16 protein-coding genes and 4 pseudogenes are annotated in these 19,545 nt (G+C 67.8%); 10 read left to right on the top strand and 10 right to left on the bottom strand.

Features of this window, described 5'->3' with window-relative positions; translation table 11 throughout:
* Positions 1-35 precede the first annotated feature (35 nt).
* From HET64_RS05320 to HET64_RS05300, 5 genes are read left to right on the top strand one after another with little or no spacing between them, the layout of a single operon-like run.
* Positions 36-887, top strand: coding sequence for a bifunctional 2-polyprenyl-6-hydroxyphenol methylase/3-demethylubiquinol 3-O-methyltransferase UbiG (locus HET64_RS05320; RefSeq protein ID WP_215102830.1), 852 nt, complete (start codon positions 36-38; stop codon positions 885-887).
* A complete protein-coding gene (locus HET64_RS05315) occupies positions 884-2,485 on the top strand; it encodes an ABC transporter substrate-binding protein (protein ID WP_215102828.1) in 1,602 nt (533 codons plus the stop codon). Before HET64_RS05320 ends, HET64_RS05315 begins: the two co-directional genes overlap by 4 nt.
* Complete coding sequence (locus tag HET64_RS05310) at positions 2,482-3,435, top strand: ABC transporter permease (RefSeq protein WP_215102826.1); 954 nt, start codon at positions 2,482-2,484, stop codon at positions 3,433-3,435. Before HET64_RS05315 ends, HET64_RS05310 begins: the two co-directional genes overlap by 4 nt.
* Positions 3,432-4,217: an ABC transporter permease gene (locus HET64_RS05305; protein ID WP_215102824.1), complete on the top strand. Its 786-nt coding sequence runs from the start codon at positions 3,432-3,434 to the stop codon at positions 4,215-4,217. The genes HET64_RS05310 and HET64_RS05305 overlap by 4 nt, the downstream gene beginning before the upstream one ends.
* Positions 4,214-5,767: an ATP-binding cassette domain-containing protein gene (locus HET64_RS05300; protein WP_308369818.1), complete on the top strand. Its 1,554-nt coding sequence runs from the start codon at positions 4,214-4,216 to the stop codon at positions 5,765-5,767. Before HET64_RS05305 ends, HET64_RS05300 begins: the two co-directional genes overlap by 4 nt.
* Positions 5,768-5,927: 160 nt before the next feature.
* Here HET64_RS05300 and HET64_RS05295 read toward each other — a convergent pair whose 3' ends face one another.
* The gene (locus HET64_RS05295; RefSeq protein WP_215102822.1) at positions 5,928-7,133 is read right to left on the bottom strand and encodes a S1 family peptidase; all 1,206 of its coding nucleotides are present in this window, start codon (positions 7,131-7,133) and stop codon (positions 5,928-5,930) included.
* Between the two features lie 876 nt (positions 7,134-8,009).
* Here HET64_RS05295 and HET64_RS39795 point away from each other — a divergent pair.
* Together HET64_RS39795 and HET64_RS05285 are read left to right on the top strand one after the other, a co-directional pair.
* Entirely contained in the window at positions 8,010-8,483 is a 474-nt protein-coding gene (locus HET64_RS39795) for a chorismate-binding protein (protein WP_308369817.1), read from the top strand.
* A gap of 201 nt (positions 8,484-8,684) precedes the next feature.
* Positions 8,685-8,996 (top strand): hypothetical protein, encoded by a 312-nt coding sequence (locus tag HET64_RS05285; RefSeq protein WP_215102820.1) that lies wholly within the window; start codon positions 8,685-8,687, stop codon positions 8,994-8,996.
* Between the two features lie 290 nt (positions 8,997-9,286).
* On the opposite strand, the gene HET64_RS05280 is transcribed toward HET64_RS05285, so the two are convergent.
* Positions 9,287-10,216, bottom strand: a complete 930-nt coding sequence (locus HET64_RS05280; RefSeq protein WP_251144818.1) for a GTP-binding protein — start codon at positions 10,214-10,216, stop codon at positions 9,287-9,289.
* A gap of 19 nt (positions 10,217-10,235) precedes the next feature.
* Between HET64_RS05280 and HET64_RS05275 the strand changes: the two genes are divergently transcribed.
* Together HET64_RS05275 and HET64_RS05270 are read left to right on the top strand one after the other, a co-directional pair.
* Positions 10,236-11,105, top strand: coding sequence for a glycoside hydrolase family 19 protein (locus HET64_RS05275; RefSeq protein WP_374105537.1), 870 nt, complete (start codon positions 10,236-10,238; stop codon positions 11,103-11,105).
* A 73-nt stretch (positions 11,106-11,178) separates the two neighbouring features.
* Positions 11,179-11,721 (top strand): annotated as a pseudogene (locus tag HET64_RS05270) (transposase); the annotation flags it as partial.
* A 29-nt stretch (positions 11,722-11,750) separates the two neighbouring features.
* On the opposite strand, the gene HET64_RS05265 reads toward HET64_RS05270, so the two are convergent.
* Positions 11,751-12,761: an IS30 family transposase gene (locus HET64_RS05265; RefSeq protein ID WP_215102818.1), complete on the bottom strand. Its 1,011-nt coding sequence runs from the start codon at positions 12,759-12,761 to the stop codon at positions 11,751-11,753.
* A 200-nt stretch (positions 12,762-12,961) separates the two neighbouring features.
* Between HET64_RS05265 and HET64_RS05260 the strand changes: the two are divergent.
* Positions 12,962-13,708, top strand: a pseudogene (locus HET64_RS05260) (IS256 family transposase); the annotation flags it as partial.
* Between the two features lie 126 nt (positions 13,709-13,834).
* On the opposite strand, the pseudogene HET64_RS05255 reads toward HET64_RS05260, so the two are convergent.
* The 7 genes and pseudogenes from HET64_RS05255 to HET64_RS05225 form a co-directional block, all read right to left on the bottom strand.
* Positions 13,835-14,119 (bottom strand): annotated as a pseudogene (locus HET64_RS05255) (GTP-binding protein); the annotation flags it as partial.
* A gap of 6 nt (positions 14,120-14,125) precedes the next feature.
* A pseudogene (locus HET64_RS05250) lies at positions 14,126-14,263 on the bottom strand (50S ribosomal protein L32); the annotation flags it as partial.
* Between the two features lie 303 nt (positions 14,264-14,566).
* Entirely contained in the window at positions 14,567-16,042 is a 1,476-nt protein-coding gene (locus tag HET64_RS05245; protein WP_215102816.1) for an SAVED domain-containing protein, read from the bottom strand.
* Between the two features lie 60 nt (positions 16,043-16,102).
* Entirely contained in the window at positions 16,103-16,609 is a 507-nt protein-coding gene (locus HET64_RS05240; protein ID WP_251144806.1) for a Mov34/MPN/PAD-1 family protein, read from the bottom strand.
* Positions 16,585-17,862, bottom strand: a complete 1,278-nt coding sequence (locus tag HET64_RS05235) for a ThiF family adenylyltransferase (protein WP_215102814.1) — start codon at positions 17,860-17,862, stop codon at positions 16,585-16,587. Before HET64_RS05235 ends, HET64_RS05240 begins: the two co-directional genes overlap by 25 nt.
* Positions 17,856-18,236 carry a hypothetical protein gene (locus HET64_RS38725; RefSeq protein ID WP_251144805.1) on the bottom strand — a complete coding sequence of 127 codons (381 nt, stop codon included), beginning with the start codon at positions 18,234-18,236 and terminating at the stop codon, positions 17,856-17,858. The genes HET64_RS05235 and HET64_RS38725 overlap by 7 nt, the downstream gene beginning before the upstream one ends.
* Before the next feature lie 221 nt (positions 18,237-18,457).
* The gene (locus HET64_RS05225) at positions 18,458-19,456 is read right to left on the bottom strand and encodes a hypothetical protein (RefSeq protein WP_215102810.1); all 999 of its coding nucleotides are present in this window, start codon (positions 19,454-19,456) and stop codon (positions 18,458-18,460) included.
* Positions 19,457-19,545: the final 89 nt, after the last annotated feature.

Below are 19,545 nucleotides of genomic sequence, written 5' to 3'. Positions count from 1 at the left end.
CCCGTACCCGCGGCAGCATGAGGAGACCGCCACCCATGACCTCCCAGACGAACCTCCTCACCGACAACCCCGCGCTGTACGAGGCCCGCTTCCCCGACCCTCGACGAACAGCCGGGCGCTGGACCGAGGACTGCCTCCGCCGGTACGGGGCTCCAGGCCCCCGTGTCCTGGACATCGGCTGCGGCACCGGCCGGGACGCCGCCCACCTGCACCGATCCGGCCGGACCGTCACCGGCGCAGATGTTTCCGACGCGATGCTGGCGTACGCCGGTGCCCATCACCCCGGCCCCCACTACACACGCGCCGACCTGCACGGATTCGACCTGGGGGAGGGTGCCTTCGACGCGGTGGTGTGCCTGGACAGCGCCCTGCTGTACTGCCACACGAACGTCCAACTCGACGGCTTCCTGTCATCCTGCCGCCGGTCTCTGGCGCCTGGCGGCCTGCTCATCGCCGAGATGCGCAACGGCGCCTTCTTCCTGGGCCGTACGGACCTGCTCGACACCCCGACCGTCCACCGATTCACCTGGCAGGGCACCGCCTTCCGCTCCATCACCACCCTGTCCGTGGACAGAGGGGATCAGTTGCTGCGCCGTACACGGGTATGGACCGCCGACGACGGCTCACCTCCGACGGAGCAGCTCTCCGCGTGGCGCCTGCTCTTCCCCCAGGAGCTGCGCCACATCCTCGCGGCCCACGGCTTCGAGGTGCTCGCCCTGCACGACGGGCCGGGCCCCCGCACCGAACCTCGCTGGCAGGAGGGCGTCCAGCCCACCGGGACGTCCGACGGCGACCGGCTGCACATGGTCGCCCGCCTCGCCCCGTCAGTCGCCTCTGCCCACCCCACACGTCCACCGGATCGACCGCAGCAAGGAACACGGCAATGAACGAAGTCCCCTTCAACTTCAACGATTCACGCTTCCCCGGCCTACGCCGACGGGGCTTTCTCGCCGCTGCCAGTGCCGCTGCCGGCCTCGGCGCCCTCACTCTGACAGGCTGCGCGGGCACCGGGCCGACCGCCGACAAGGCCGCCGGGGGCAGTGGCAAGCCCCGGCGCGGCGGACGGCTGCGCGCCGCGTTCGCCGGCGGCGGCGCGAGCGAGACGCTCGACCCGCACCTCGCCAACCTCTTCGCCGACGTGGCCCGCGCCAAGGCCCTCTTCGACAAGCTCGCCGACTACGGCCCCGACCTGTCCGCCCGGCCGCGACTGGCCGCCGCGTGGGAGCCCAACGCCGGCCTGGACCGCTGGAAGGTCAGCCTGCGCGAAGCCCGCTTCCACGACGGCAGGCCGGTCACCGCGAAGGACGTCCTGTACAGCTACCGGCGTATCACCGAGCCGAAGAAGGCGTTCCGCGCCAAGGCGTCCCTGGAACCCATCGACCTCGAAGCCAGCCGCGCACCGGACGACCGGACCGTCGAGTTCGTCCTCAAGCGCCCGACCGCCGAATTCCCCAATGTGCTCGCCGCGTTCGGCGCGTACATCGTGCCGGAGGGCGAGCAGGACTTCGACCGGAGCCCCGTCGGCAGTGGTCCCTTCCGCTTCGTTTCCTTCGCTCCGGGGAAATCCGCCGTCTTCAAGCGCAACGACGACCACTGGGACGGCGCCCCCTACCTGGACGAGCTGGAGTTCGTCGTCGCCAACGAGGAGTCCGCCCGCGTCAACGCCCTCCTCGGCGGCCAGATCGAGTACGCGCACGAACTCAACCCGACGACGGCCCGCGCCCACGAGGGCAAGGGACAGGTCGAGATCATCCGGCTCCGCAACAGCGCCATGCAGTCGTTCGCGATGAAGACCGACCGTCCGCCCTTCGACGACCAGCGGGTACGGGAGGCGTTCTTCCTGATCGCCGACCGCGAAGAACTGGTCGACGGCGCTCTGTCCGGCGCCGGTGAGGTCGGCAACGACCTGTTCGGCAAGGGCTACGAGTACTACGCCGCGAGCCTCCCCCAGCGCGAACAGGACATCGACCGGGCCAAGGTGCTGCTCAAGGAGGCCGGGGCCGAGGGACTCGAAGTCACCCTCGACACCTCACCCGTCGCGGCCGGATTCACCGAGGCCGCGACCATCTTCCGCGACCAGGCCGCAAAGGCGGGCGTCACCATCACCGTCAAAACCGGCAGCAAGGACAGCTACTGGAAGGACGTCCTCGACTCCGGCACCATCTGCTCCTACCGCTCCGGAGCCATGCCCATCGAGGCCCACATCTCCCAGCGCCTGCTCACCGGCTCCACCACCAACGCCACCGCGTGGCACCACAAGGACTTCGACGCCCTGTACCAGCAGGCGCAGTCCACCAGGGACGAGACCGCCCGCGCCGCTGTGTACGCGCGCATGCAGCGCCGCCTGCACGCCGAAGGCGGCTTCCTGATCTGGGGCTTCGCCGACTGGATCCTCGGCACCGCCCCGGGCGTCCGGGGCGTCGAGACCAAGGCCCCGGCCAACTCCCTCGACTGGGCGCGCTTCGACAAGGTATGGCTCGCGTGAGCGGACCACGCACCTGGGTCGCCCGGCGGCTACTGCTCGGCGTGGCCCAGACGGCGGCCGTCGTGCTGCTCGTCTTCGCTCTCACCGAGGCGCTGCCGGGCGACGCGGCCGTCGCCCTCGCCGGCGACCAGCCGGACCCGGAGCGCATCGCCGCGATCCGCGAGGCGATGGAACTCGACCGGCCGGCCCACGAACGGCTGGCCGCGTGGGCCGCCGGGCTGCTGCACGGAGACTTCGGCACCTCCCTGGCTTCGGGGCGGCCCGTCAGCACGTACATCACTGACGGCTTCGGACCGACCTTGCTGCTCGCCGCCCTGACGGTCGTGCTCCTGGTCCCGATCGGCGTCGGCCTCGGGGTCCTCACCGCCCGCCACGAGGGCGGACCCGTGGACCGTCTGGTCAGCTCGGTGACGCTCGGCGTCTACGCCGTGCCCGAGTTCGCCCTCGGCGTGCTGCTGGTGACCGTCTTCGCGCTGCGCCTGGGCTGGCTCCCGCCGACCGCCGTCGGATACGGCACCGATCTCCTCGCGCACCCGGCCGCCCTGGTGCTGCCGGTGCTCGTGCTGCTCTCCCGCCCGGTGTGCTCCCTCGCCCGCCTCGTGCGGGCCGGCATGATCGACGCGCTGGACTCGCCGTACGCCGCACACGCCCGCCGCTACGGAGTCCCCGGCTTCCGGATCCGGTACGGGCACGCCCTGCCCAATGCCATGGCGCCCGCCACCCAGCAACTGGCGCGGACCATCGACTGGCTGTTGTGCGGTGTCATCGTCGTGGAGGCGCTGTACGTGATCCCGGGGCTCGGCACCGTCCTGATGAACGCCGTCGCGGAACGCGACGTGCCCGTGGTCCAGGGCCTCGCCGTCGTCTTCGGCGTGGCCACGGTCGTGCTCAACCTCGGCGCCGACCTGGTCGCCCGCCGCCTCGCCCCCCGCTCGGAGGTGGCCGCGTGAAGTCGCGTTACGTACTCGGCGCCGTCGTCGTCGGGATCCCCCTCGCCCTGGCCCTCCTGGGACCGGTGTTCGCCGGGGGGCCCGGGCCCCGGGCCGCCTCGTTCACCCTCGGCGACGGGCACTGGCTCGGCACCGACTTCGTCGGCCGGGACGTCTGGCGCCAGGTGCTGCTCGGAGGGCGATCGGTGGTGCTCGTGGCGCTGGCCGCGACCGCCCTGGCCTACCTCGTGGCGTTCCCCGTCGGGCTCCTCAGCGCCCTCACCCACCGCACCTGGCTCGAAGAACTGCTGATGCGCCCCCTCGACGTCCTGCTTGCCGTGCCGTCGCTGCTGATGATCCTGCTCGCCGCCGCCGTCTTCGCACCGGGCGCGGTCGGGCTCACCCTGCTGGTGGCCCTCGTCAACATCCCCGACGCCGCCCGCATCGTACGGGCCGGGGCCGTGGAAGTCGCGTCGCGCCCAGCGGTCGAAGCACTGCGCATGCAGGGGGAGACCTGGTGGCGCACGGCAGTCGGCTACGTCGGCAGGTCCCTCATCCGTACGCTCGCCGCCGATGCGGGCGTACGGATGACCGGTGTGCTGTACCTCGTCGCCACCGCGGCGTTCCTCGGCGTCGGCGTCGAGCCGGACGCGGCCGACTGGGCGGTGATGGTGGACCGCAACCGCACCGGACTGTACGTCCAGCCCTGGGCGGTCGTCGTGCCCGCTCTGCTCATCATCGCCCTCACCGTGGGGACCAACCTGCTCGTCGATGCCGGACTGAAGAAGAGGAAACGGACGTGAACCCCGTGAACGCGGTCGCCGAGATCGAGAACCTGCGGGTGAACATCGGCGACCGGGCGATCGTCGACGGAGTGAACCTCCGCGTGCTCCCCGGCCGGATCACCGCCCTCGTGGGCGCGTCCGGCAGCGGCAAGACGACCACGGGTCTCGCCCTCCTCGGGGAGTATCCGGCCGGTGCACGCGTGAGCGGAGACGTACGCGTGCCGGACGGCCTGGTCGGCTACGTCCCGCAGCACCCGGGCGCCGTACTCAACCCCGCGCGCCGCATCGGCGCCCTGCTGCGGGACATCGCCCGCACGCAGGTACGCCACCTGCCGCGGCGGGACCGCCGGGTCGCCGTTCGCGAGCGAGTCCTGCGGGCCTTGGCATCGGCGCAGCTCCCCGACGCGACGGCGATGCTGCGCCGCTTTCCGCACCAGCTGTCGGGCGGCCAGCAGCAACGCGTCGTCCTGGCACAGGCGCTGCTGCTCGGTGCCGAGGTGGTGGTGGCCGACGAGCCGACCACCGGTCAGGATCCTCTGACCAAGAGCAGCATCGTCGACCAGCTCGCCGCCGTCTCCCGGGCAGGCATCGCCGTCGTTCTGCTCAGCCATGATCTGGACGTTGTGCGCGCACTCGCCGACGAGGTCCTGGTCATGCGTGACGGGAAGGTGGTGGAGTCCGGACCGGCCGAGCGCCTGTGGCGTGCACCACGGCACCCCTGGACAGCCGAGCTCCTGGCGTCCGAGGCTTCTACTGCCCGTATCGAGCCGGCCTCCGCAGACACCGAGATTCTCCGCGTCGGCCCCCTGACGGCCCACCACGGTCGCGCGGCCGTGCTCCGCATACCAGAAATGTCCCTCTATGCTGGCCAATGCCTTGCTGTCGTCGGCCGTTCGGGCAGTGGGAAGACCACACTGGCTCGCTGCCTGGCCGGCCTGCACCGTGACCACGACGGCGCGGTCCTCCTGGAGGGCACTCCTCTGCCGCGAAGTCTGCGGGCCCGCACCCGACAACAACTCGCGGCGGTCCAGTACGTCTTCCAGGACGCCAGGGCCGCGTTCGACGAGCACCGCCCGATTCTGGATCAGGTCGCGCGGACGGCGGTGCGTTTGCGGGGGGCGAGCGAGGCGGACGCCCTGGCCGAGGCGCAGGCCACGCTCACCGGCCTCGGCCTGACGGACGGCCTTGTACACCGCCGTCCGGGCCGACTCTCCGGCGGCGAGCTCCAGCGTGCGGCGCTGGCTCGCGCCCTGCTGGCCCGCCCTCGGGTGCTGATCTGCGACGAGATCACCTCCGGTCTCGACATGGTCACCCGCCGGGCGATCCTCGACACGCTCGCCGCTCTGGTACGCGAGCGGCGCGAACTGTCCCTGGTGCTGATCACCCACGATCTCACCACTGCCGCACTGGCCACCCGTATCGCCGTACTCGAAGCCGGCACCCTGGTAGAAGAGGGGCCAGCGGGCCGACTGCTCACCACTCCCCGGCACCCCTTCAGCGTCCGGCTTATGGAGACCACCGTGTCCCTGCCGGGGCGGGGGGCCCGCGTGGCAGCGACACCAGAATAGAAGCCCGGTCGGAGGTCGCCGCGAACGGTGGCTGCGCGACGACAGTACGGCGGAGCCAGACAACCACCTGTGCCCTCGTCCGAGGGGCGGACGAGGGCACAGGAGAGTGTTGATCGAAGGCCCGCTCACGGGGTAGGGCCATCGGCGACGGGGAAGGCGGTCAGTTGGCGTTGAGCGTGAGTCCGTAGTAGGAAAGGGCGTCGTTGAGCGGCTGGAAGTAGGAGGATCCGCGAGAGTTGACTCCGCCGGTGCAGCGCTGGTTGCTGGGGCCACCGGAGGTCATGCCCTGGGCCTGGTTTCCGGAGGTGTACGCGCCGCCGCTGTCCCCGCGCTCGGTGCAGACGGTGGAGCTGGCGAGGCCGCTGACCACCGTGATGGGACCGCCGTTCGGGTCGCTGTAGGTGACGGTGTTGTTGTAGGAGCCGACCGTGCCGCAGGTCCAGCCGGTGGTGGCGCCGGACTTGCAGAGCGCGGCCCCGGAAGCAGCCTGGTTGCTGCCCCGGACGGCGACCGGGCTGGAGTTGCCCCAGGTGGTGACGTTGTTCGTGATGGAGTGACCGGCGTTGATGGCCGCGATGCCCATGTCGACGCTGCGGCTGCCCTGGGCGAAGCGGGTCTGGGTGCCCCGGGCGAAGGCCGTTCCGTTGGAGCGCAGGGTGGGCAGGCCTTCGACGCAGTGCCCCGCGGTGACGAGGTACTGCTTGCCGGCCCGGTCACGGGCCCCGTACCCGACGGAGCAGTAGCCGGACGAGTTGTTGATCGTCATCTTGCTGCCGGGGGCGACCGCCACCTGCGGCTCGAGCTTCTCCTGGCCTCGGACGATCTTGACGGCGGAGCCGTGCTTCGCGGCCTTGGCCAGGAACGCCTTGGCGGCAGCCCCCCGGTCACTGTTGACCTTGACGGTCACCTGGTCGGAGGCCAGGTCCACGGCCCACTCGACCACGCCATCGGGGGTGCTCTTGGCGGCGGCGGCGTCCAGCGTGGCCTTGATCTTGTTGAGGTCGGCCTGTCCGCGTGCGGGGACCCGGGCGTCGAGGCCGGCCTTCTCGATACGCGCCGCTTCGGCGGAGTCGTCGGCGTTGACGGTCAACTTGCCGGAGGCGCTGAAGAAGGCTCCGTCGCCGGATATCCCGCCCTTTCTCAGCTCGGCGAGCTTGGCCTGCTGGATGTCCTGCCGGTCCAGACGGTCGACCGCGGCCTCTTCACTCACACCGAGCGAAGTGGCCAACGCCCGGATCATCTCGGGCTGGTAGCGGGGCGCAGACGCCGTGTCCTGTGCCTGCGCCATGCCCTGGGTCCCCACTACTGCGGAGACCGAGAGCGCGGCGCTCACTGCAGCGACCCAGTACTTACGAGAATTGCGCATGCTGATTCCTTCCAGAGGACAGCCAGAAGCCAGAGGGGGGCAGCGCCGGATAGCATCAAGAGCACACCGGCGTAAGGTAGTTCCTGTCTGACGGAGAGTTCAGAACTCGCCGCGCCCCGAACTATCGGCTAGTGACTGAACGAACCTCAAGCCCCCCGGCGTCAGTCTTTTTCAACAGAGTTGCGCAGTTCTGTGGAATGAAGCCTCGCTGGCAGAGGGCCGATGGCGCCGGGCATGCTCGCTGTATGGCAGACAGACGGGGCAGAAAGGGAGTCGACTGGGGCGTTCGCAGACGCACTGAGGCACCCCTCCGCGGCGCACGGCGCGCACTACAGCGAAGTCACTTCTACGGCTGGGCCGCCTTCGAACTCGCCCATCTCCCCCACGCGGACCCCGCGGCCACCGGTGACGGACCTCTGCTGTACGCACCGTCCGTCGAGGTGAACCTCACCGGGGACCGGACCGCGATCCGCGCGGTGGACGAGGCGTGGCTCCACGTCCTCTCCGACCTGCTGGCCGAGCCGACTACACAACATCTCGCTCTGGACGGGACGACTCCGGAGGAGTCCGATCGGAGCATCGCGGTCGCCACGGACGCTTATGGCAGCGCGGTGTCCCGAATGTCCAGGACATCCGCGCCGGGCTCCTGGAGAAGGCTGTTGTCTCCCGGAAGGTTCCGTTGCCAGATCCATCCGTGGATTTCTGACGACCTACTCAACGGGTGGTAGAACCAGCACTCCGGCCCGCTCCTACCTGCTGGAACTCAAGGGTTACCGGGCGCCCGGGCATAGCGCAGACCGTCCTGGAGATCGGTGTGGACGGCCGCGTCAGCGCTCGGCCCCTCGCGGGCATCTACTGCTCACCGACCCCAAAGAGGTGCACCAGCGCGCCGTATCCGTACGCCTCGCCTGGGACGAGATGGCGGCGGTGTGCCGGCCCGGTTCCCTCACGGTCGAGGGGTTCATGGCGGTCCGGCCGCGCGGTTCGGTGCAGCACCTAGCCTCACGGGTGATAGGCCGACTGGGGTCCGATGCCGGACCGTGGGACGCTTTCGCCTCGATCTTCCCGGCGATCACCGCCACCGGAGTCTCCAATCGCTCCGCCCTCCAGGCGCTGGCCCGCCGCGAGAAGGGGCCACGCGGCCTGTATGGCGACGCGATCTTCTGGGCGAGCACCGACGGTGCCCTCGACGCGGCACTCGTCTCGCGCACCCTCATCGGTGAGGGCGGCGAGACGTGGCTGCGCGCGGGCGCGGGAGCCACCCCTGCATCCATCCTCGAACGGGAGATAGGAGAGACCTGCGAGAAACTCCGCACCGTTGCCCCGCACATGAGGTTCGCCATCCAGTAGATTCCACAGCCAACAGTGCACACCGAAGCCGGCTAAATGCATTCTCAAAATTAGCATCGACAATCGTTACCGATAGTACGCTGGGTGCTGGGCCTGCTTGCCGAGGCGTGTTGTCTGTGGCAGCGTCGGCCGCGAGGGTAGAAAACAGGAGGACGCTGAAAGCTGCCGCCGAGAAAAGGGCGGTGGTCTGAATTTATGGAGATGAGTGAAGTGGCGACATCCCTGCAACATCAGCCGCACCTCGGTCATGACCACGCGCACGCTGCGGGCTGCGGGCACGTAGCAGTCCCTCACGGCGATCATGTCGATTACGTGCACGACGGGCATCTGCACCGTGAGCACGACGGTCACGCGGACGAGTGCGAGGTCGGCGAGCACCGGGAGCACTCCGATCACGCCCACGCGCACGGCGAGGGTTGCGGGCATGTGTCGGTTCCGCACGGTGACCACATGGACTACGTGCACGACGGCCACCGGCACGCGGCTCACGAGGGCCACTGGGACGACCACTGACTGTTTCGCGTGCGCCATCGGCGAACGCAGAATGCACCCCTGATTTCCGGGGTCCATTCTGCGTTCTTCCATATTCCCGCAAAGAGATTCTGTGCAGGGGTGAGTGGTCGCTTCTCACCTGATCGCCTGCGGAACGAGTGCCGCCGCGTGCCCCTTGCTGGGGTGCGGCACGGAACGTCTTGGGCGCCGTCGGCTTCCTCGCTTTCCGTGCCATGAGCGGCTTCTCTCTCAAGCAGGTATGCACCGGGCCGGACGGTGCCGTGGCTGCGACCACCGCCCGGCCCGGAGTTTCAGTGCCCCGCCACGGTGGGGAGGGGGTTGTGCTCGTGCGCGCAGAGCTCGTCGAAGCCGTAGGCGTCCCAGGCCGGGAAGGGGTCAGTCGCTGGCTGGGCTTCGTCTTCCTGCATGAGGCACTCGGTCAGTGCTGCCCGCAGCCGCGCCGCATTGAGCTGGGTTCCGATGAAGACGAGTTCCTGGACGTGGGGGCTGTCGGTGTCGCGAGCGCAGTAGGGCTCGAAGCGCACCACTGAACCCGCTTGAGACCACAGCCCCGTTACGTGGGAGCGACTGGCGAGGGTGAAGAAGCCCTTGGACCTGAGGACCTGTCCGTAAGCGCCGCTGTCCAGTTCCTCCGTCACGAACGACCACAGTCGCCCGGGGTGGAAGGGCGTTGCGGAGCGGAAGACGGTCGAGGAGATGCCGTATTCCTCGGTTTCGGGAACGTGGTCACCGTTGAGTTCCCTCACCCAGCCCGGAGCCTGCTGCGCCCGCTCCAGATCGAACCTCGCGGTGCCCAGAACTTCACCGACCGGTACGCGACCCCGGTCGGCAGACACGACACGGGCCGCAGGGTTGAGTCGCGAGAGGGCGGCTCGGAGCAGGTCTGCGGAGGCTGTGTCGACGAGGTCGAGTTTGTTGACAACGATGACGTCGGCGAACTCGATCTGATCCATCAGCAGATGGCTCACGGTACGTTCGTCGTTCTCGTACTGGTCCAGGCCGCGTTGGGTTAGCTCGTCACCTCTGGCCAGTTCGGGCAGGAAGCTGGCGGCGTCCACGACCGTGACCATGGTGTCCAGACGGGCCAGGTCGCCGAGGGTGGCGCCGTCATCGCGGGCGAAGGCGAAGGTGGCCGCCACCGGCATGGGCTCGGAGATGCCGGAGGACTCGATGAGGAGGTAGTCGAACCGCGAAGCACATGGGTTCCTCAGACATCGCATCGCGAGAACGCTCACGACCCTGCTGCTGGTGACGGGCCTTGCCGCAGCCTTCGCCCCAGCAGCCTCGGCGGCCCCCGCCAGAGCCGCTGCCAGCCTGTGTGACACGGCACCCAACTGGCAGGCGGGCGCCTGGTACACGGCAGGCACCGTCGTCCGCTTCAACGGCGCTTACTACATCGCCGAGCACGACAACCCGGCCTATGACCCGACGATCAGCACCTGGTACTGGGACCCCTACAACTGCGGGGGCGGCGGCAATCCGCCCACCACCGGCTTCCCCGTCAGCGAAGCCCAGTTCAACCAGATGTTCCCGAACAGGAACTCCTTCTACAGCTACAGCGGCCTCGTCTCCGCACTGAGCGCCTACCCGGCATTCGCCAACACCGGCAGCACCGAGGTCAAGCGCCGCGAGGCTGCCGCCTTTCTGGCCAACGTCAGCCACGAGACCGGCGGCCTCGTCCACATCGTGGAGCAGAACACCGCCAACTACCCGCACTACTGCGACTGGAGCCAGCCCTACGGCTGCCCGGCCGGCCAGGCCGCGTACTACGGCAAGGGACCCATCCAGCTCTCCTGGAACTTCAACTACAAAGCCGCGGGCGACGCACTCGGTATCGACCTGCTCAACAACCCCTGGCTCGTCCAGAACAACGCGTCCGTCTCCTGGAAGACCGCCCTCTGGTACTGGAACACCCAGAACGGCCCCGGCTGGATGACCGCGCACAACGCCATCGTCAACAACCAGGGCTTTGGCCACACCATCCGCGCCATCAACGGCAGCATCGAATGCAACGGCGGCAACCCCGCCCAGGTACAGAGCCGCATCAACAAGTTCCAGCAGTTCACCCAGATCCTGGGCACCACACCCGGCCCCAACCTGAGCTGCTGACAACCCCTGAGCGACCGCGGGCCGGGGGACTGTAAAACGTTCGGTGTAACTCCCGATCATGGAAGATGCATCGATGACCAGCAACAACGTGACCAAGGCCGAGCCCGTCGAGCCGTCTGAGACGTTGCCGTCGAAGTCTGTGGACGACCGGCTGATCGACGAGTTGGTGGGCCGGGCTCAGGCGGAGGGCCTGCAGCTGACCGGCGAGGGCGGGCTGCTCCAGCAGCTGACCAAACGACTCCTGGAGTCGGCCCTCGAGGGCGAGATCACCGACCACCTCGGCTATGACAAGCACGATCCGGCGGGGAAGAACGGCGGCAACTCCCGCAACGGCACCCGCGCCAAGACCGTACTGACCGACGTGGGCCCGGTGGAGATAACCGTGCCCCGCGACCGCGAGGGCTCCTTCGAACCGAAGATCGTCAAGAAGCGCCAGAAGCGTTTGTCCGGCGTCGACGAGATGGTCATCTCACTCGCGGCGAAGGGCCTGACCACCGGCGAGGTCCAGGCCCACCTGGCCGAGGTCTATGGCGCCGACGTGTCGCGCCAGACGATCTCCACGATCACCGACAAGGTCCTCGAAGGCATGGCCGAATGGCAGAACCGGCCCCTGGACGCCGGGCGGATTCCATCAATGGTTGCGAATTACCTGGTCAATGGGCTTGCGAGGCATTCTCGCATGGCCTCGACTGGGGTCTTGTCTCCGAGCACGATGCGAGGTCGGCGGTTGAGCTGATGGGCGACGGCGCGAAGGTCTTGTGCGGTGTGGACGGAGAGGTCGGTGCCCTTGGGAAAGTACTGCCGCAGCAGGCCATTCATGTTTTCGTTGGTGCCGCGCTGCCAAGGCGAGTGAGGGTCGCAGAAGTAGATCCGGAAGCCGGTGAGGGCCTCGATGTCCTCGTGGAGTGTGAGTTCGCGCCCCTGGTCCCAGGTGAGGGTCCGCTTCATCTGGGGTGGGATGTGCGCGGTCTGTGTGATCAGCGCGTTGCGGACTTGCGGGGCCTTCCAACCGGCGGGCAAGTGGATCAGATGGACGTAGCGAGTGGTGCGTTCGACCAGGGTGCCGATCGCGGAGCCCTGTCCGCGGCCGATGATCAGGTCGCCTTCCCAGTGCCCGGGAGTTCTGCGGTCGTTGACCTCGACGGGGCGCTGGTGGATCAGCGTCATATTCTTGATCTTGTTCAGGGTCGGCACTCCGCGACGCTGCTTCCTACGTCGGGTTCGGCCGGTACGGAGCTTGGCGACGCGACGGCCGAGGAGGCCGGCGAACAGGGCCCGGTAGATCGTCTCCGGGCATGCCCGCATTGATGTGTCGGGGGCGTGTTCGCGGGTCAGGTGGCGTGAGATCTGCTGAGGTGACCACTTCTCAGTGAGCTTCTCGCGCACGAACGTTCGCAGCGGTTCGCCGGCCCGGATCTTCTCTTCCTTGGGGCGCCTGCGACGCAGGAGTGCCTGGTTGTGGGCCCACCAGGGGTTGTAGCGGCCATCAGGCTTGCTGTTGCGCTTGATCTCCCGGTAGACGCTCTGAAAGCTCTTCCCGATCGACGATGCGATCCGCTTCACGCTCTGGTCAGCGCGCAGGCCGTCGGCGATCGCGATGCGGTCGTCTTGGGTGAGGAAGCGCGGCGATATCGGGCCGCCGTCAGGAACGATCATGCTTCCAGCATCGATGAACCACAACGAGCCGCAGCTCGTGGACACCCCGACTTGGCGGGCGGCAGCCGCGCTTCGGTATCCCTCGTGCAGCAGCTCGAAGTACCTCTTCTTCACAGCAGTCGGCACTCTGTTGGGGGCGTACCTCGGCATGCGAACACTCTCCTTCCGGAGCATTCGCAACCACCGATAGAACTCAAGCCGTCTACCCGGTGGTCTTCATCGACGCCATCCACGTAAAGATCCGCGACGGCGCGGTCGCCAACCGGCCCATCTACGTCGCCCTGGCCGTCACCGTCGAGGGCCGGCGGGACATTCTCGGGCTGTGGGCCGGCGACGGCGGCGAGGGCGCCAAGCACTGGATGCACATCCTCACCGAGATCAAGAACCGCGGCGTGAACGACGTCCTCATGCTCGTATGCGACGGGCTCAAGGGCCTGCCCGACGCGGTCGAGACCGTCTGGCCCCGCACCGTCGTGCAGACCTGCGTGGTCCATCTGCTGCGGAACTCCTTCCGCTATGCCGCCCGCCAGGACTGGGACAAGATCGCCAAGGTCCTCAAGCCCGTCTACACCGCGGCGACCGAGGACGCGGCCCTCGATCGGTTCGCGGAGTTCGCCGACGCATGGGGCAAGAAGTATCCGGCGATCGTCAGGCTCTGGGAGAACGCGTGGGAGGAGTTCACCCCGTTCCTGCGCTTCGACATTGAGATCCGCCGCATCGTCTGCACCACCAACGCGATCGAGTCCGTCAACGCCAGGATCCGCCGGGCGGTGAAAGCCCGGGGGCACTTCCCGAACGAACAGGCCGCCCTGAAGTGCGTCTACATGGCGATCATGTCGCTCGACCCGACCGGCAAGGGCCAGGCCCGCTGGACCATGCGCTGGAAAACCGCTCTCAACGCCTTCGATATCACCTTCGACGGCCGACTCTCCGCAGCACGCCAGTAACCCTCAACAACCCGAGTTACACCGCTCGTTTGACAGTCCCACACGTCGAACACAGGTCCCGGACCTGCCGACATGCAACAAGTCGCGGTCGGAGACCGCCTACGAACCCGCGCGTACTCCAGTTCTCTCGCGCGCCAGCCGGTCCACTTCCTCCAGCAGATCGTCGCGCAGAGTGCAGCAAATGCACCCATTGGTCATCTCGACCAGGCGTTCCTCGGTGCGCGACAGGGCGGACTCACCGCCGCGGACGAGGGCGGCGTCGATGTTCACCTCGCTCATGTCGTTGACGATGACGGCGACGCGCATACCTTCGCGGTTTCCGAGGACATGGTTGAGCAGGGTGGTCTTTCCGGCACCGAGGAACCCCGACAGGACGGTGACGGGGAGGCGCGGCGAGGGTGCGTCGTGCATGTGGGGTCAGCTTTCGGGGCGGAGCAGGCCGCGCTCGTACGCTTTGGCGAGCCGTTGGGGGACAAGGTGGGGAGTGCCGTCCACCGTGACCGTCACCAGCTGAGGTGTTGTGGCCTTCCACTGTGCGCGGCGTAGCCGAGCGGATCGCCAACCAGGGGCTCAAGCACTCGCACCGGCCTTCCCAGAGGCTGCTCCAGGTGGTGGTGCCATCTGGGCGTCTGCCGATGAGGGATGTCTGACCGCGCTGACGCTCGCTCTGCTGAGGCGTCACGGCCGAAAGGGCGGCACCTTCGCTCAACGGGCGGTGCTGTCTTCTGCCTCGGAGGAACAGTAGCTTCTTCAGGTTGCTGAGAAGCTGCCTGGTATCGGATGGCTGCTGGTCCTTGGTAGCCCGCAGGCTTGGCGGCACGGGCGTAGAGAAAGTCACCTTGGTGCCCCGCCGTCCAGTCAGGCTTGAATGAAGAAGGCTGGCTCGTATACCTGTGCCGTGCTCACGTCTTCGTACACCACGGTCGGTCGCAGCCGGTTCCAACGGTGGCCGAGGAGGAGAGCGAGCCCCATGGGACAGGCGAGGAAAAGGTGGAGCCGGGGAGTGGCGCGGCTGGGCCGGCGCAGGGCATCGCGGATGCCGACAGCGAGCGCGTTGGCGGCGGGGCTGTCGAGGACCGAGCGGTCCTTTGGGCCGGCTGGTGGCGTGAAGATGAGGAGTCTGGATGCGGGGATGTTCTGTCCTTCGAGGTATTCGAGGACATCCTGGGTGAAGTCTTGTTCCTTGACCGTGACGTTGATGCCGACGGCGAGGTCGTCACCTTGGCCGATGTCGTACTCCTTGACTGCGGGGTCGCATTCGGTGTCATAGGTGTCACGAGTGGACCACAGGTCTCCACGCTGGAGAACGGCGAGATCGGCACCGGTGACCATACGGAAAGATGTGCCGGTCAGGAACGCGGGGGCGAGGCGGAAGCTTCCTGATACGGAGATGTTGGTGCGGCCGGGCAGGCGGGCGGGGGCTGCCTCGATGTCGTCCTGGAGCTGTTCCCAGGTGGCCGGTGCGAGCGGGCGCCGTTTGGTATATGCGGAGTCGGTTTCGAACCGGTCGATCCAGTTGATGACGTGATCAGCTTCGGCAGCGAGCGGGTCGGGTTTGAGGGTGGCGATCGACAAAATCGCGTGAGCGGGACCCGTCTTGAGGGCGAGGCTGTCGACGGCTGTCTTGACCATGTCGAGGGTAAGGGTGCGGTGGCCGTCGCGGACCTGCTGGGCGACCCAGTTGGCGCCCTCGTCGACCGCGTGGCTGTCGTTGCGGAGGCCGCAGACGGCCATCAGGAGTTGCAACTGCTCCTGCACGTGCCGTAGTTCTCGGGAGAAGTCGAAGCGCAGGCGGGAGAGGAGGTCGTGGAGTTCGCTCTCGTTCAGCTCGGCGTTCTGGGCCCAGCGAGTTCGTGCCTGCCCGGTTTTCGCGCGTGCGGTTCCATGAGCCGCCTTGGGCAGGAGTAGCTGAGTGCGTGAGTCCCGAACGGCGATGAGGGGGTCGTTGGGGTCCGGGGCCCGGTTGGTGATGATCGCAAGGTCGGCATCGATGCCGTCGGCGGTGAGAGTGCGCCATGTCGTGGCGATCTTCCTAAGGATCGATGGGCCGCCGGTGGGGCTCGGCTTGGTGAGGTAATCCTCGTTGACGGGCGTGGTACTGCTGACGGTGTATTTGACCTGGGCATATGTGTGGGGTGGGGTGCGGCGGCGCAGGACGACATCGTCGAGGTTGCCTGCGTCGTCGGCTTCGACGCCGACGGAAATGACGGGGTTGGCGGTGTGGATGGCGTTCTCGCGCAGGAGGGTGAGGCAGCCGGTCCAGGCGATGAGCCACTGGTAGTGGTCGCCGGTGATTCTGACACTGGTGGGGCTCGGCGCGGGCAGCGGTTCCATGGTCACTCTCCGGGGGCGGGGTGTGTGGGCTGCTGTGAAAGTCACGCTGCCGTTAGGCCTTTACCGATGCAGCGGCTGATGCGGCAGGCCGTGCAAGGCGACCTGGGTGATCGTGTTGTCGCGGCAGGACCATGCGGTGACGTCCCACTGCGGTCCCCGCTGGCCGAGGATGACGGCGATGAAGCTGTGGAAGGCGAGTTCGGGGTTGTTGAGGAGCTGGTGGTAGGTAGATGCATCGCGGGAGCTGGGGACGGGGCGGCTGGCGGGGTGGGTGTGCCATTCACCGATCCAGACGCTGTGGTCCTGGGCGTAGGCATCGTCGGCAAGGGCCTGGGCGTGGGCCAGGTCACGAAGGAAGTAAGTAGGAGTTTGAACCGCTTCGGGCCCGGGGGTTCCGGCGTGCTGGACGGTCACCATGTTGTGGACGTGATGTCCCAGCAGGATGCCGCCGGTTTCCCTGCTTCTGTCGGCGGTTCGAAGTTCGTCGGTGATGACGCGCAGGGCCCCCTGGGTGAGGTGTACAGCGGTGACGGGGCGCGGGGTCATGGTGTTTCGCAGGTGGCGCATCCGGGGCGTGGTGGTGTGGCGGGGAGCCACCGGATTTCGCCGGTTCGGCTGAGGTCGAAGGGCGGTGCGCAGTCGGGCTGTCGGCGAAGGCTGATGAGGCCGTGTTCGCCGGGCAATCGCTGGTCGGGGTGCCCGAAGCGTTCCAGCAGAGTGGCGATGGCGGTCTTGGCTGCGAGATGGGCGACGAGGTGGAGGTCGGGGCCGACAGCGGTCATCGGACGGTGTCGTGTGCCGGTGCCGTATCCGGCGTCGAGAGCAGGTTCGGGGTCGATGCCGCCGTGTTCGGCGAGTGTCTGGCGCCTGCAGGTGAGGCATCCGTGCTGGCGCCAGGGCCTCAGCCGCAGGATTTCGCCCAGGGCGCCGTCCTGCAGGACGCAGGCCATGACAGCGGGGATTCCTGCGCGGTGGGCGAGGTGACCGGTGACACGGCGGGCGGCAACGCCGTCGGCCGTGCAAAGGACAAGGTCGCTATGGGGAAGCAGCGTTCTGATCAGGTCGGCGTCATCGATGACGTCGAGGACCAAAGGGGTGACGGTGGTGTCCGGGCGGAGCTCGGTGAGTTCCTCGGCGAGAGCTGTGACTTTAGGGCGGCCGACGTGGCGGCGGCTGGTGGTGTGGCGTACGAGGTTGTGCCAGGAGAGACGGTCGGGGTCGACGAGGGTGAGGTGTCCGATGCCGTAGCCGGCGAGAGCATGTGCGGTGGCGGATCCGATGCTGCCGGCGCCGACGAGCATGACATGTGCTGTCTGGAGGTCCTTGACGGGCCAATGGTCATGGATTTGGCTGATGCCGGTGGTCGACGGCTCGACGAGACAGTTGAGGGGGTACGCGCCGTCGCGCCCGACACGCCAGGCGACGGTGTCGGGCACGTCGTGTTCGGGAAAGGCATCTGTGAGGTTGGGCGCGTAGGTCAGAGCCAGGTACGGGCTGGGACCGGGCTTCTTGTAGCCGCTGGTGAGGTGCTCCTGGAATGCGGGCAGAGGTAGCCCTGTACCGAGTCGGCCGTTCAGCTGGCGCCAGTAGACGTGCAGTACAGGGGCCACGCGGTACCAGTATCCGGAAGCGCGTACGTCGCCGGTGGCCGCGATCAGGTTCTGGCCTGGGGAGGTGTTGACGGGGAGGATCGCGCTGTCGCGGGTGGAAACTCCTCGGATGACGGCCAGGTTCTCGTGGTTGCCGCGCAACGTCATCCCGCCCCAGGGGCCGGCCTGACGGATGGTGGCTGCGGCGTGGTGGGGGACGAGGATCAGCACGACGGTTCGCCCCCGGCGTCTGAGTGGTCCGGTGCCCTGTTGGGCGGTGCCGTCAGGCTTGCGTGGGCGCTCCCGTGGGCGGGTGGCCGGGTGAGATGGTGGTCGAAGCGGTCGTCCTCGACGATGCCGCAGTCGGACATCTGCGTGATGGCCTCGTGCTTCATCAGCGCGTACTCCACTTTCCACCCTGCGGCCTTCAAAAGCAGGTCGACGACAGATTCGCGGCCGGTCCACAGTGCGTCGGCGCGCAGGAGACACAGGGTGCGGTCGCCGTTGACATGCCAGCGTGTCTGCGTCCACTCGGCCGGCTCGGGAAGCGGGTCGAGAGGCCAGATGTGAGGGGGCACCATGGGATAGGCCTGCCGGTAGGCCATCACTACCTGGAGCCCTGTGCTTCCTGTCCACTCGGTGAGGTGTGCGGGCTGGGGTCGGTTGAACGGCCACAGAGGCAGCGTGCCGTGCCAGCTCCCGGCACCATCGTCGTCGTAGATCAGGTCGGGGAAGGCACTGGTGATCTCGCGTTGGTCCCGTTCGAAACGGTGTGGTTCACAAGCCCACCATGTGATGGGGACTGGCTGAGGGCCGGGGGCAGTCGTCATCCCTGGGGGGCGTCTTTGATCGGCCGAGGGGTGATGAGCGCGGGCGTGCCAGTGATCAGGGCCGGGGCTCCGGTCACTGGGTTTGTGGGCTTGGTCGGCGCGGCGGGAGCCGGGAAGGAATCGCCCAGGATCTCCTTCCACAGTCGTAGGGCCTGATCGGTCTCACCAGCTGCGGCGGCCGCGCACGCCCGGTCGGCGAGCTCGGCGGCGTCGGCAAGGGCGGCCTGCAGACCGTCGTAGTCGAGGTCGGGCTGGATCTCACCGCACAGCTCGGCCGGGTCTTTCACGCCCTCGTTGACGCGTGCTGCCGCAGCGGTGAAGAAGGCGCGCAGTCCGCTGGGCCGGTTACCGGATGTTGGCATGCAGTCGAGAGCGAGGACTTCGATGACGAGCGACTTGATCCGTCCCGTGACGGCGACGTCGTGACGCCACTGCTTCAGGACGCGGACCAGTGGACGGAAGTGCTCCCAGTCTTGCTGGCGGTCGGCCACGAGGTCGATCAGGTGCTCGGGGTTGGCGGGCACCCAGTCCTGGGCGAGCTTCTCGGGGATGAGGAGTGTGCCGTCGGTCCGGCGGAGAGCCGGCATCACGTCGACGGTGAAGCCGGTGTCGTCGTCGGGGTCGTCGAGGAAGCACTTGACCGCGTGATTTCGCGGCCGTGCCAGCCGGACTTCGTTGCCGTGGCTGCCGTTGGTCTTGCCCAGCAGTCGGTTGATCTGGCCACGGGCGTGGTCCAGGGCGTCTTCGGCGCTGAGACCGGCAGTACCCCAGTCGGGGTGCTGGGCGGCGTCGTAGACGACGATGATGTCGACGTCGTTGATGGGCTTGAGCTGAGTGCTGCGTTGCAGTGAGCCTGAGCCGAACGCCTCGGTGACATCGGGCTCGCTGATCAGCGCACTCTTGAACAGATCACGCCGCTCCCGGGCGAGCCGGGTCTGGCCCACCTCCTCGTTGACACTTCTCTGGAAGTCGTCGAACGCTTCGTCGATCCGCATGATGCCTCCTCGAGCTTGTGTGTCCAGCCCTGGTTCCACACCGAGTTCGGCCGCCTGGTGGGGCAGGCTTCGTCCGTGTTCGGGAGGCA

The sequence above is a fragment of the Streptomyces sp. McG3 genome, from assembly GCF_018619185.1.
Taxonomy (GTDB): Bacteria; Actinomycetota; Actinomycetes; order Streptomycetales; family Streptomycetaceae; genus Streptomyces.
The sequence above is the reverse complement of the archived record's forward strand: the minus strand, read 5'-3'. Positions and strand labels throughout refer to the sequence as shown.